Here is a 12322-nt window from a genome sequence, read left to right as displayed (position 1 = left end):
AAAGTCACCGCCCATGATCATAGAGAATGGGAATAGGAACATGTTTACAATAGAGTGTTCAAAGCCCATAAAGAAGAAGAGCATTACCGGCATCCACATTGCAATGATCTTACTCGTTGCAGAGGTTGAAATCATTGCACCGACAACACCCATCGATACCATCCAGTTACACAGCATGCCACGAATAAATATCGTGAACCAGCCATCAGCACCATGCGCTTGATAACCCAGTGTTCTTGACTCACCAATGGTGCTCACTTTAGCTGCTAAGGCACCGCCGTCAGTGTTGTAACCATAAGTTAGAATAAACGAAGCAAAGAAAGCTGTGGTCAGTGCGCCACCAAAGTTACCAAGGAAAACCAAGCCCCAGTTTCTCAACATTTGCGGCACGGTACAGCCATTACGTTTATCAAGTATTGATAGCGGCACTAGCGTGAACACACCGGTTAACAAATCGAACTTCATCAAATAGAGCATGATAAAGCCGACAGGGAATAAAAGTGAGCCAACTAATAAACTGCCTGTTTTCACAATAACAGTAATAGCAAAGAATGCGGCGAGCCCTAGAATTGCACCCGCCATGAATGCACGTACTAACGTATCTTTGGTGGACATGAAAATTTTCTGTTCACCTGAATCAACCATTTTGGTGGCGAATTCACTCGGTTCGATATAGGCCATAATTAATCTCTCTTAGATTAGGTTTAAAAATTTACATAATCTGAGAGAGCATAGCTCGGGCCGTTTTTAGACTTCACATTAAATAACAATTACTTATATTCGTAATCACTGAAATCTATATACCTATAAGTGAATAAGTTAGGCTCACTTATAGAGAGCAAAACATGGCTTTGTTTAGTTTTAGTGCGATAGTTGACGCTGAAGCGAGATCTCACTTACTTTCTGATTTCCACATATTTCAGCCGATGCAAACCCTTTTCATCCAGCTCCAGTATAAAGCTAACCTTATCACCCGCCTTGAATGGCTCAAGTGACAAAGACTCACTAACTCTGAAAGTCATCAACATAGGGGCCCAATTGAGTTCGGGAATCGGCCCATGTTTGATATTCACTAAGCCCTCCTCTGCAGCAACTTGGGTAATCAAACCATAAGCTGAAACTTCCTGAATCGTTTCTCCCATTATTCCTTCTGTCGTGCCATGGCCATTATTGATTGGTTTAAGCGGTGTACTGCAGGCCGAAAGCAAGGTGATCATGCTAAGCAAGACTAATAGGCGCATAAGTGTCATCTCCGAATTTAAAGTAGCTAATTTTAGCACTATAGCCTTTAGCATCGTCCAGAGGTAGCATGTATTGGTCTATTGGCTACATAGCTTTCAATCGAGTCTGACCCCCTTGAAAAAAGATGATTAAGAAACTTAAGTTTCAGCGCCTTTTGGCGATGATTTATATCGGTGCAGCACTGGGAATCATACATTTCTGGTGGCAGTTCTTTAACGGCTCGCTCTTTTCTATCGAAGAGCTAAGAGCACTGATGCCACATTTTGAAGGCTATTACTTGTGGGAAAGAAGCTTTGTGCTGCCTGATTTAATTCTGGCCTTTGGTATGCTAGTTTCTGCCCTGCCTTTGTGGTGCAACCAATGGATGCAAAAGGGCCGAGTACTCGCAGCAGCCTGCGCCGGTGCGGCACTGTTCCTGGGGTTACTGGATTTGAGTTATGGTTTTTCGAGTGGTCTCTACCGCTTAGACCACCGTTTTGCAGGTGTCGTATTAGAAGCCGGCTTATCGATCACGGCAGTTGGCCTCTTAGGTCTAATCATTTTACTTTTTAGCCCCCAACAAGCTCGACCAGATTAAGCATCTGCTTCTAGCGACTCCTTCAGTAGTATCGTCTTCAATATATCGGGGTGGGTAACGATCCCGACAATCTGTTGATTCTCGAATACCGCTATCGCGTCCAAGCCATACTCCAACAAAGCTGGTGCTAAGTCTTCTACCTGAGTTTCTGGGTGGGTTGATAACAACGATTCGTGACAGAAGGCGTTTAGCGAGCTTTTCTGCGTTTCCTCGAGCTTACCACCCTGTGGGCTCATTAGAAAAGGGACGATCTTTTTATCAGATAGCATTCCGCAATATTTCTGTTCCTCATCAAGAATGACCAGGTGATGTATTTCATACTTCTGCATAATACGCCAGGCATCTTCGAGCGTCTTATCTTTGCTGATACTCAGTACCGGCGAGCTCATAATATTCTTCACTCTCCCTAAAGGGCTCCGGGCGGGCTTAACTTCTTGGTAGGCAGAAATCGCTTTCTGCTGGCTTGCACTCGGCTCCGCGGGTTTCTGCTTTGACTTTTGGCGATGATCTTTAAAGTCTTCGGGGTCGGTTTCAGCTTTAGAATGAACTTTCTGTATTTCAGTCAGTTCATCCGCTGGAGGAATATCACGAACCCTAAACTTTCGGTCTAGTGGTGTAACGAGCCCTTTCCCTACATCGTGTACAAAAAATACGGCCATGCTGTCATGTCACCTTCATATTGGAATTCTAAGCTTATATGAATATAAATCGGCCGTTGACCTACATCAATGAGCTTTTTTTTGTAGCGCGCTATTCTGGCGTTGACTTGTAGCATAGTAGGAGTAGTGAAAATGTCTTCACATCATGAGCAAATTGAGAAATTTGCAAAGAAATTAGAAGAATGGGATTACAAAATCGACCGCATGGAGCACAGGGTAAAGGACTTGCCTGACGAGCTACGATCAATCGCACAAAATAAATATCAAAAACTGCTAGATTATCGTTCAGGACTGAAAGAAAAAGAGGAACAGCTTGTCGCGTCCTCAGAGCATGCAGTGCATGAAATTGAGAAATCCGTCGAAGAGGTCTGGGATACATTCGGACTATTATTCAAAGACGTAGAGATGGAAGTCGAAGTCGAAGGCACCTGAGCTGGTCAGAAGGTTCCAAAAAGTACGCTAGTTAGTTGAGTAAGCCGTAATACATTGTTCATTGTGTATTGCGGCTTTTTGCTTTCTGTTATACGTTTTTGATCATATTCGATGACAGGTTTGCTTCACAATACTCGCCCTGCCTGAATGTGACTCACCGCGGACTAGCGCGGAAAGCTGCCCCCATTCTTGCTAATCCATTCCTGAGAGGCCTGATTCCAGGTCACTCGCTTACCCAACTGTTCCTGCAAGTCTTTTCGATACTCGGCAATATGACATACCTGTTCGATCATACGAACTTTAAAGGCGTCATCATTGTCGAGAAACTCTACGCCCAGCTCGTATGGGCTGCCTTGCTTGTCACTTTGCTCTCGGCACCAACGAATAATTGCATTGACCTTAAATACCGGCTTAACCGAAGGTATTTTCAGCTTCACCACAGTATCTTTGAAAAATGAAACATTGGAATCAAAAGACAGACCACCCTGGCTGATATTATTAATCTCCAGATTGAGCTGCTCGCGCGTACTCAAAGGCGTAACCTGTATACCAACCTTGGACGGGTGGCGAATATAAGCTCGTGGTGCGGGTGTATTCATCGCTGCGGTACATCTCTTAGGCTAAGTACAAAATGCTAGCTGCTAACAATATGGATCGAAGTGAGACTTTTGTCACTTTTTTATAAGATGAAAAAGATTAATTTTTTGGAAGGTACACGGCCACCCAAGAAAAGGCTATAAGCCGACAATCTATTAGTCGTTTTTGATCTCAGTTAAGGTGTTTTCTTCTTCCATTACAGCCCGTTCTGCTTTGGATATATAGCGAGGTTTATCATTCTTCTTAGGCGCCAGTTTGGCATTTGCCTTCTTAAGTTTTTTCTTGAGGATGGAGTTCAGCTTCTTTTTACGATTCATCAAATCTGGCCTTTAACGATAGATAGGGGGATTCTAGTCGTTAGGAAAGCTTGGTGGAAGCTTATATACCCAAAACAATGGATTACCTCCTAAGCGGACGGGCGCTATTGGAGTAAGAGTATTTAGCTAAATACCGTCACATACTCTGCTGCACTTCTTACTGCAAATAGCAGCTCTGGTGGCAGGTCATCGAGATCCAGGCTATCCATCAGGTTTTTGATCTCAAGCCCTAGGTCAGTGTCACCCTCAATCACCAAGTCACGCTGGAAGAACAGCGTATCCGGGTCTTCTTTTTGAGCCGCGAGCAAAATAAAGCTACGCAAACTACCGCGAATACAAACATCCGTCTGCGCATCTTTCTGCATTAAAATCTCGTTTCGAGGGCCACAACTAAAGTACCAATTGATATCCGCATCGCTAATCTCGATTTTTAGCCAACGCTGTTTAAGAAAATCCATGTCACCTTGATCCAAGGCTGACTTAAAGGCCGCTTTCAGCACTCTTTTTAGCACTAAACTTTGCAGGCCAAAAGGCATATGGCGAACAGGTTTGACCAAAGTTAAAGGTAATTTTGGAAGCAGAGTTCTCGGGCTCGACAATAGCATTGTAGCTTCGCTCCTTAAAACGAGATTAGCGAACAGATATTAAAGGAAACTATATCCCGGCAAGTTGGTACATAAAATACCCACCAATAGGGATAGTGACTAGCCGGGGGATTCTTCACAATGGTCAGACGTATTATTTCGAGTATTTCTTTATGGATTTGGTCTGTCCGGCTGGCAGTTTACCAGCCTTTAAAAAAGCGGTAGATAGTGGTGCCAGTGCCGTCTATGTAGGATTTAAAGACGAAACTAATGCACGTCACTTCTCAGGCTTAAACTTCAAAGAAGAAAATGTCTCACAAGCCTTAGCTTATGCGCGATCCAAAGGCGTTAAGTTATATATCGCGGTGAATACCTATGCCCAGCCCGAAGGTTGGAGTAAATGGCAACGAGCCGTTGATGTAGCCGCCGATATTCAGGCCGATGCGCTAATTTGTGCTGATATGGGGGTGCTGGATTACGCCACCCAAAAGCACCCCAATCTAAACCTGCACTTGTCGGTTCAGGGCTCTGGCACAAATGCTGAGTCACTAAGTTTCTACAAGCGCAATTTCAATGTTCGCCGCGCTGTGCTGCCACGCGTCTTATCACTCAAGCAGGTGGCGCAAGTTGCTAAGAAGTCGCCTATCGAATTAGAAGTCTTTGCCTTTGGTTCCTTATGCATTATGGCTGAAGGGCGCTGCTATTTATCTTCATACCTAACCGACCAATCACCCAATACTTGCGGTGCCTGTTCGCCTGCAAGCTTTGTTCGCTGGGAAGAAACAGAAGACGGCCTGGAGTCACGTTTGAACAATGTGCTAATTGACCGTTATCAGGAAGATGAAAAAGCAGGTTACCCAACCTTGTGTAAAGGCCGATTTGAAGTGGAAGGCCGTCTCTACAATGCACTCGAAGAACCAACAAGCTTGAACACAATTGGCTTAATTCCTGACTTAACAGAGATCGGCATCAAGGCTGTAAAAATTGAGGGTCGACAACGCAGCCCGGCTTATGTTGAACAGGTTGTCTCGGTTTGGCGCAAAGCTTTAGACAGCTATCAGCGCGACCCGGATAACTTTAAAGTGAAACCCCAATGGAGCAAGCCACTCGATAAAGTCTCTGAAGGCTCGCAAACCACTTTGGGCGCTTATACGCGCGCCTGGCAATAAACCCCGCAGATTTAGGGAGTAATATGATGAAATTATCACTAGGCCCAAACCTGTTTTTTTGGCCAAAACAGCGCGTGTATGACTTCTACCAAGAGATGCTCGACAGCCCTGTCGATGTTATTTATTTAGGCGAGACGGTGTGTTCTAAGCGCCGAGAATTAAAAACTGCTGAATGGCTAGAGCTAGCCAAGGAACTATCGGAATCAGGTAAAGAAGTCGTAATTTCCAGTCTGGCGTTATTAATGGCAGATTCTGAATTAAGCACCTTAAAGAATATTTGTGAAAACGCCCCGGTTCAAGTTGAAGCGAACGATATCTCTGCGGTGCAATTATTATCGCGCAAAGGAGTACCCTTTGTCTGTGGTCCTAGCACCAATATCTACAATGCACGCACTTTATCAATTATGGTCAGAAACGGTGCTCGACGTTGGGTTATGCCGGTTGAGCTCTCGGGCCATTGCTTACAAACCATTCACGACGAGGCAAGTGATCTTGGTATCCGTGAGAAGATTGAAACCGAAGTCTTCAGCTATGGCCATCTTCCTCTCGCTTACTCCGCGCGGTGTTTTACCGCACGTTACCTGGACTTACCCAAGGATGATTGTCGCTTTAGCTGCATTCACTATCCGGAAGGGCTAGAAGTAAAGAGTCAGGAGCAACAGGCCCTATTTAATATTAACGGCATCCAAACGCAGTCTTCGTCGGTTTATAACCTGCTTGCACAGGTGCCTGAAATGAAAAAACTCAATGTTGATGTCTTGCGCTTAAGCCCTCGTGCTGAGGGTATGAGTGACATCATTCGTCGCTTCCGTGATGCGCTTGATGGCCAGTCGAGTGAAATTGCGCTTAGCGATCAGGATTGCAACGGTTATTGGTTTGGCAAGCCGGGTATGGATATGCAATCAAGTCAAATGGTTTAAGTTGTGAGTGTTGTGGCTGGAAGGCCTTATCTTTCATTTGGCCAGTATATGCAACAGCGCCATGGCGAGCATGTCCATAAGCTCTCTCTCAACGCCTCCTTTACTTGCCCTAATCGAGACGGTAGCAAAGGTATTGGTGGCTGCACCTTTTGTAATAACGCATCCTTCAGCCCCAACGCCAAAGCGCCAGACTCAATTGAGTCACAAATAGCACGCGGCAAAGCGGTGATCGCCAAGCGTACCGGAGCCAAGAAATTTCTTGGCTACTTTCAGGCCTATACCAACACCTATGATGAGGCCGAAAACCTAAAGCGCTTCTATGATCGTGCTTTAGCGGTCGACGACGTCATTGGCTTGTCGATAGGGACTCGCCCTGACTGTGTTCCCGATGAGGTGCTCGAACTGCTCTTGGCTTATCAGGAGCAAGGCTATGAAATATGGTTGGAATTAGGACTACAAAGCGCTAATGATGAGTCACTCCTGCGGGTCAACCGTGGTCATGGCTGGATGGAATATGAAGATACTTGTCGGCGTGCTCGCGATATGGGGATAAAAGTATGTACGCATTTAATAGTGGGGCTTCCTGGCGAAGCAGCCCTTGATAGCCTGAAGTCCTTAGATAAAGTCTTGGCACTGGGAACAGATGGAATCAAGTTCCATCCGCTTCATATTGTAAAAGGAACGCAGCTAGCACGAGAATGGAAGAAAGGTTTGTATGAACCTGTCGCTGAGCAAGCGTATATCGATACCGTGGTCAAAATGCTTGAGCGCCTTCCTAAAAACGTAATCGTTCACCGGCTAACCGGAACAGCCTCGCAAGACATTCTGCTTGCCCCACAGTGGTGTGGGAAGAAGTGGCAAATACTCAATGCCATCAATGATCGGCTCAGTTAATGTGAGTCAAGGTGTTCTAGCAAGCGCCTTGCGGCTTCCTTAAACTCGGTATCCGGAAAGTTCTCGTCAATATAGTGCAAGAATGCACGTGCTTTTTCCGGTGTCTTGGACTTCGAAAGAATAGTCTTAGCGGCTAGTAAATATAACTTCGCCAATTCCGGGCACGAGTCAAATCGTTGGTGCGCTTCACGTGCTAACCAAAGCACCAGTTTATACTCTTTCATTTGATAAAACGCTTCAGCCAGATCGAGGCTCAGTTGAATATCGTGCACCAGGAACTTCTCTTGCTCATTGCGCAGCATTTCAAACAACTCATAAGCTGCCAACTTCTGCCCCCGACCCAGTAAGAGTTCAAAAAACAAGTGACTATGCTGTTCCAGGCGAACCAGGTCTCGGCGCTCTAGCAATAGCGTATACAGCTGATGGACTCTCAAGTCAGACCGCTTTCCCTTGCCTTTCATACTGTTTTCCAAAAGAGACAAGGCTTTGGAAAAGTCACCATCTTTGATCGCGATATCTAAGTCAGCATTGATTCGTTGTGAGCTGTCAGTTGGCGTATTGTCTTGTTCGCTCTCAAGCGCTTTGACACTGCTCACCGATGAAAAGAATTCATAACGCTTTAAGACGTAACCCAAAACCGCAAACAGGGCTATAACAAAATATGCCGTCAGCAGCACACAAACCGGAGCAAAAGCAAAGGAGGGTAATACAGGGTGAAGCAAATCTGCGATCACCAATACGCTCAAACAGCTCATCGCAAAAAATGCAATCAAGCTGACATAAGATAAGTGCATCTTTTTAATAATGCTCATCCAACTAGGTGGAGCAGATCCATGGCCGCCTTGCCGTTTATCGCTATACAGCAGCATAAGCAATACACTGGGCAGAATCGATAAAACAAGTAACGCGTAGGTTAGGGCAAGCCAGCCACTAACATAATTCAGTAAAAGTATGGGGGGCGCAAAGCAAACGATTAATAGTCCGGTAATAATCAGGCTCGTCTTAGCCTGTTTAAAATCTAAAGCCGAGGCAATTCCTGGCACCCCCCCATTAAATGAGCTTGAACCTGTCGTCGATGATAAGCGAGTCGCCTTACTATAGCTCCGCGCTACCTGCACAGAGAAGTTCACAAGCACTAGAGACAAGATACTAGCAAGTAGCAGGGCGAATATCGCATTTAAGTGCATCGCTAGTGCACTAAGGCCTAACAACAAGGAAAGCAACAAAGCGTCTGTTTTAAATGGCAGACCGAAAAAACGCTGTTGCATTGACCAAAATGGAGGCATCTCGTGACGCTTCTCAAGAAAAGACATGGGCTTTTTACAATGTGGGCACTTAGCCTTCTGCTGCCTTTCATCACCATCGGGCATGCAAAGCTTATCGTAATGACGCTCGCATGACAGGCAATGCCAGATTGCCGGAGAAATCGGGTGATAATGACAATATTGTTTCACAGGGTGTTTATACCAACAGTATTAGCCGTTCAATAAAATTCGTCTGTAGCGCTTTATCAAGATCTACTGAGACTAAGAGATACTCTTTTTAGCTGAAATTTAGCATAATGCTCCACATCGCATTAAATATAGTTGTTTTAGCTGATGAATAACAGCCTAGACATTGCTTAGAATCTGGAGGAGAAAGAGTGGGTAGCACAGGTGAAAAGTCTAAAGAAGTTGCAAGGCAAGGGCGTTTATATGTCGTTTCAGCCCCTTCCGGAGCAGGGAAAACAAGCCTGGTAGCAGCCTTACTCGAAGCCGACTCAGGTATCGAAGTTTCAGTTTCTCATACCACTCGCCAGGCTCGTCCCGGGGAAGTCGATGGCGTTAATTATCACTTTGTCAGCATCCCCGAGTTTGAGCAGCTCATATCTGAATCTGGCTTTCTAGAGCATGCAAAAGTTTTCGATAACTACTACGGTACCTCCAAGACCTGGCTTGAGCAGCGTATGGCGCTTGGGCAAGACGTTATTCTTGAAATCGATTGGCAGGGTGCGCAGCAAGTAAGAGAACTGATGCCAGATACCGTGAGCATCTTTATCCTACCTCCATCTAAAGCCGCCTTGCGCGAACGCTTACAAGGGCGCGGCCAAGATAGTGAAGAAGTCATTGAGCGCCGCATGGCCGATGCAACCAGTGAAAGTAGCCATTATCATGAGTACGACTATCTGGTTATTAACGATCAATTTGGCGATGCATTAAGCGATCTATTGTCGATTTTTAAATCAAATCGGCTAGACACCGCCAGTCAAAGCGCGCAGCATGAAGAAATATTGACCGAGCTATTGTCTTCTTAGAGCGTTTTTCGTAGTATGTTCGGTCGTTTTTGGGTGGGACTGTAGTTCTGCCTTATTTATTGAGTAGTGCGTCTTTTCCAGAGGTGAAAATTTAATGGCTAGAGTGACCGTTGAAGATTGTTTAGATCACGTTGATAACCGTTTTGAATTGGTAATGGTTTCAACCAAGAGAGCCAGACAACTAGCAAATGGCGGCAAAGAGCCTTTCGTAGAGTGGGAAAATGACAAACCTACTGTTGTTGCCTTGCGTGAAATTGCAGAAGGTTTGATCAATGATGATGTGATCAAGCGCGAAGAGATTTCTTCTTAATCTGCTGAAAAATGAATAAATTATGTGGTTTTCTTGAGAATTACTCTTGAAAATCATCTGTTCTCACTTAAGATAGGTGAGAGCGCATAAAGCTGAATGGAAACGTTCGGCTTTTTTTTGCTTTAGAGCTTATCCCCCTCGTATTTTAAGGCACTCGTGTTTCTAGAAACATATTATTAAAGAACAGGCAGAACAGGCATTGATAGAATCACTCGAAGCGGCAGTCAGAACTTATCTGGATGACAACAAGGTCTCTATGATCTTGCAGGCTTTCGAGTGTGCTAAAGATGCACACGAAGGTCAGTACCGTCGAAGTGGCGACCCATACATCATCCATCCGGTAGCCGTTGCCAAGATCCTTGCTGGTTTGCACATGGATCACGAAACACTAATGGCCGCACTGCTTCACGATGTCATTGAAGACACCGAGGTTACCAAAGAAGAGTTAGCCGAGCAGTTTAATGATACTGTCGCTGACCTGGTCGATGGCGTAAGTAAACTGACGCAGATAGAGTTTAAGTCCAAAGCCGAAGCGCAGGCCCACAACTTCCAGAAAATGACCTTGGCGATGGCCAAAGATATTCGTGTCATTTTAGTCAAACTGGCAGACCGCCTGCACAATATGCGTACGCTGGGGCCTTTGCATGCCGAAAAGCGTCGACGCATTGCCACCGAGACCCTGGATATCTACGCGCCAATTGCCAACCGACTGGGCATCAACAGCATTCGGGTAGAGCTAGAAGACTTAGGCTTTGCCGCCATGTACCCGATGCGAGCCAAATATATTGGCCAGGCAGTGCAGAAGTTACGTGGCAATCACAATGAAATTCTTGCCGATATTCAACATTGCCTTGAAGATAAGCTCAAAGAACGCGGTATTAATGCTGAGATACTCGGTCGCGAGAAGCACCTGAACAGCATTTATAAAAAAATGAAATACCAGCATAAATCCTTCCATGAAATTATGGATGTTTATGCCTTTCGAATTATTACTGACTCTGAAGACGATTGTTATCGCGTGCTCGGAGCCGCCCACAGTTTATACAAGCCGCTGCCCTTTCGTTTTAAAGACTATATCGCCGTACCTAAAGCAAATGGCTACCAGTCTCTCCATACGACACTTTTCGGTATGCACGTTAATATCGAGATTCAGATTCGTACTAAGGATATGGAAGATTTGGCTGACTACGGTATTGCTGCACACTGGCAATATAAAGATGAGTCAGATCTCGCCTTGGCCAATCAGGCGCGTATTGATCGCTGGCTAAGCGGCCTGAAAGAACTTCGTGAACGAGCCGTTGACTCTATGGAGTTTATTGAGCACGTTAAGATCGACCTCTTCCCCGACGAGATCTATGTATTCACACCCAAAGGCGCGATTCTCGAATTACCTGCGGGGGCAACCCCAATCGACTTCGCCTATGCTATCCATACCGATATTGGTCATGCTTGTGTCGCCTGTCGCGTAAACAAACAACTTGCCCCCTTGAGCGTACCTCTACAAAGCGGGCAAACGGTTGAAGTAGTCACTGCCCCTAGCGCTAAACCAAGTAGGGCTTGGCTGAATATTGTCACAACCGGTAAAGCCAAGAGCAGCATAAGGCACTACTTGAAAGACCAACGCGAAGCCGAAAGCCTAGCGCTTGGTAAGAGCTTGCTCGATAAGTCACTCTCTGGCATTAATGTTTCCTGGAAAGATATTCCTGAAGCACAGATTCAAAAAGTTCTTGAACATAACCAAGCCGAGAGCATGGATGTACTCCTGCGCAATATCGGTTTAGGTCAGCGCATGCCGTTCATCATTGCTCGTCAATTGATGTCTGATGCAATACAAGATGAGGCTGAAAACGAAGCTCAAGATACCTCTACAGTGTCCATGATGATCAAGGGCTCAGAAGGAATGAACCTGTCTTTCGCACATTGCTGCCACCCGATCCCGGGCGACCCGATCGTAGGCTTACCTGACACAGGCTCTGGCATCACCATTCATTCCGAGGGCTGCTCAAAAATTATGAACCTAAGCAACAATCAGGTTCAAATGCACTTATCCTGGGTGAAAGATATTACCGATGAGTTTACCGTTGAATTGAAGGTAGAGCTTGAACGCCAACGCGGCATTATTGCCGAGCTAGCCGCAGCGATAACGCACGCCGAAGGTAATATCGAACGAATCGGCGTGACGGAACAAAACGCCAAACTAAGTGTTGTTAGTGTTGTGCTACATGTTCAGGGTCGACGACACCTGGCTCGAGTTATGCGCCGAATTCGCTCAATCAAAGCCGTTCTAAGGCTTACCAGAGTCATATCAAAATAAAGTGATTAGCTTCC

Annotated in this window: 15 protein-coding genes; 8 read left to right on the top strand and 7 right to left on the bottom strand. The window is 45.6% G+C overall.

Features of this window, described 5'->3' with window-relative positions; genetic code table 11:
* Positions 1-681: formate/nitrite transporter family protein (locus tag A3766_RS09905; RefSeq protein ID WP_068642158.1), on the bottom strand; the 681-nt coding region annotated here is incomplete at its 3' end.
* Between the two features lie 215 nt (positions 682-896).
* A complete protein-coding gene (locus A3766_RS09900) occupies positions 897-1241 on the bottom strand; it encodes a copper-binding protein (RefSeq protein WP_068510116.1) in 345 nt (114 codons plus the stop codon).
* Between the two features lie 125 nt (positions 1242-1366).
* Here A3766_RS09900 and A3766_RS09895 point away from each other — a divergent pair, with 125 nt between their 5' ends.
* Positions 1367-1819, top strand: coding sequence for a hypothetical protein (locus A3766_RS09895; RefSeq protein WP_068506996.1), 453 nt, complete (start codon positions 1367-1369; stop codon positions 1817-1819).
* On the opposite strand, the gene A3766_RS09890 is transcribed toward A3766_RS09895, so the two are convergent.
* Positions 1816-2478, bottom strand: a complete 663-nt coding sequence (locus A3766_RS09890) for an HPP family protein (protein ID WP_068506990.1) — start codon at positions 2476-2478, stop codon at positions 1816-1818. The genes A3766_RS09895 and A3766_RS09890 overlap by 4 nt on opposite strands.
* Positions 2479-2610: 132 nt before the next feature.
* Between A3766_RS09890 and A3766_RS09885 the strand changes: the two genes are divergently transcribed.
* Positions 2611-2910, top strand: coding sequence for a hypothetical protein (locus A3766_RS09885; RefSeq protein WP_068506983.1), 300 nt, complete (start codon positions 2611-2613; stop codon positions 2908-2910).
* Positions 2911-3074: 164 nt separating this feature from the next.
* Here the strand turns inward: A3766_RS09885 and A3766_RS09880 are convergent, their stop codons facing one another.
* The 3 genes from A3766_RS09880 to A3766_RS09875 form a co-directional block, all read right to left on the bottom strand.
* Entirely contained in the window at positions 3075-3509 is a 435-nt protein-coding gene (locus tag A3766_RS09880) for a PilZ domain-containing protein (RefSeq protein ID WP_068506981.1), read from the bottom strand.
* A 153-nt stretch (positions 3510-3662) separates the two neighbouring features.
* Positions 3663-3824: a DUF2986 domain-containing protein gene (locus tag A3766_RS28830; protein ID WP_082865452.1), complete on the bottom strand. Its 162-nt coding sequence runs from the start codon at positions 3822-3824 to the stop codon at positions 3663-3665.
* Positions 3825-3946: 122 nt separating this feature from the next.
* Positions 3947-4429, bottom strand: a complete 483-nt coding sequence (locus A3766_RS09875; protein ID WP_068642156.1) for an SCP2 domain-containing protein — start codon at positions 4427-4429, stop codon at positions 3947-3949.
* Between the two features lie 152 nt (positions 4430-4581).
* Here A3766_RS09875 and A3766_RS09870 point away from each other — a divergent pair, with 152 nt between their 5' ends.
* The 3 genes from A3766_RS09870 to A3766_RS09860 are packed head-to-tail and all read left to right on the top strand — an operon-like array spanning position 4582 to position 7391.
* The gene (locus tag A3766_RS09870) at positions 4582-5577 is read left to right on the top strand and encodes a peptidase U32 family protein (protein ID WP_068642154.1); all 996 of its coding nucleotides are present in this window, start codon (positions 4582-4584) and stop codon (positions 5575-5577) included.
* A gap of 23 nt (positions 5578-5600) precedes the next feature.
* Complete coding sequence (locus tag A3766_RS09865; RefSeq protein ID WP_231882876.1) at positions 5601-6497, top strand: U32 family peptidase; 897 nt, start codon at positions 5601-5603, stop codon at positions 6495-6497.
* A gap of 3 nt (positions 6498-6500) precedes the next feature.
* On the top strand, positions 6501-7391 hold the full coding sequence (locus tag A3766_RS09860) for a TIGR01212 family radical SAM protein (protein ID WP_082907093.1): 891 nt from the start codon (positions 6501-6503) through the stop codon (positions 7389-7391).
* On the opposite strand, the gene A3766_RS09855 is transcribed toward A3766_RS09860, so the two are convergent.
* A complete protein-coding gene (locus tag A3766_RS09855) occupies positions 7388-8845 on the bottom strand; it encodes a hypothetical protein (protein ID WP_156499399.1) in 1458 nt (485 codons plus the stop codon). The two genes, A3766_RS09860 and A3766_RS09855, sit on opposite strands and share 4 nt — an antisense overlap.
* Positions 8846-9033: 188 nt before the next feature.
* Here A3766_RS09855 and gmk point away from each other — a divergent pair, with 188 nt between their 5' ends.
* The 3 genes from gmk (at position 9034) to A3766_RS09840 (ending at position 12308) form a co-directional block, all read left to right on the top strand.
* On the top strand, positions 9034-9684 hold the full coding sequence (gene gmk, locus A3766_RS09850; protein WP_068508644.1) for a guanylate kinase: 651 nt from the start codon (positions 9034-9036) through the stop codon (positions 9682-9684).
* 94 nt (positions 9685-9778) lie between these two features.
* Positions 9779-9994 (top strand): DNA-directed RNA polymerase subunit omega, encoded by a 216-nt coding sequence (rpoZ, locus tag A3766_RS09845; protein WP_068508646.1) that lies wholly within the window; start codon positions 9779-9781, stop codon positions 9992-9994.
* 199 nt (positions 9995-10193) lie between these two features.
* Positions 10194-12308 (top strand): bifunctional (p)ppGpp synthetase/guanosine-3',5'-bis(diphosphate) 3'-pyrophosphohydrolase, encoded by a 2115-nt coding sequence (locus A3766_RS09840; RefSeq protein WP_304438931.1) that lies wholly within the window; start codon positions 10194-10196, stop codon positions 12306-12308.
* Positions 12309-12322: the final 14 nt, after the last annotated feature.

This window comes from Oleiphilus sp. HI0132 (assembly GCF_001635845.1).
Note: the sequence above shows the minus strand (reverse complement) of the source record. Positions and strands in the feature narration are given on the sequence as shown.

Bases quoted from the DNA above. Each gene is read 5' to 3' on its own strand.
- rpoZ (WP_068508646.1), top strand. From the start codon at position 9,779: ATGGCTAGAGTGACCGTTGAAGATTGTTTAGATCACGTTGATAACCGT.
- A3766_RS09885 (WP_068506983.1), top strand. From the start codon at position 2,611: ATGTCTTCACATCATGAGCAAATTGAGAAATTTGCAAAGAAATTAGAA.
- A3766_RS09870 (WP_068642154.1), top strand. From the start codon at position 4,582: ATGGATTTGGTCTGTCCGGCTGGCAGTTTACCAGCCTTTAAAAAAGCG.
- A3766_RS28830 (WP_082865452.1), bottom strand. From the start codon at position 3,824: ATGAATCGTAAAAAGAAGCTGAACTCCATCCTCAAGAAAAAACTTAAG.
- A3766_RS09875 (WP_068642156.1), bottom strand. From the start codon at position 4,429: ATGCTATTGTCGAGCCCGAGAACTCTGCTTCCAAAATTACCTTTAACT.
- A3766_RS09895 (WP_068506996.1), top strand. From the start codon at position 1,367: ATGATTAAGAAACTTAAGTTTCAGCGCCTTTTGGCGATGATTTATATC.
- A3766_RS09865 (WP_231882876.1), top strand. From the start codon at position 5,601: ATGATGAAATTATCACTAGGCCCAAACCTGTTTTTTTGGCCAAAACAG.
- A3766_RS09890 (WP_068506990.1), bottom strand. From the start codon at position 2,478: ATGGCCGTATTTTTTGTACACGATGTAGGGAAAGGGCTCGTTACACCA.
- A3766_RS09880 (WP_068506981.1), bottom strand. From the start codon at position 3,509: ATGAATACACCCGCACCACGAGCTTATATTCGCCACCCGTCCAAGGTT.
- A3766_RS09900 (WP_068510116.1), bottom strand. From the start codon at position 1,241: ATGCGCCTATTAGTCTTGCTTAGCATGATCACCTTGCTTTCGGCCTGC.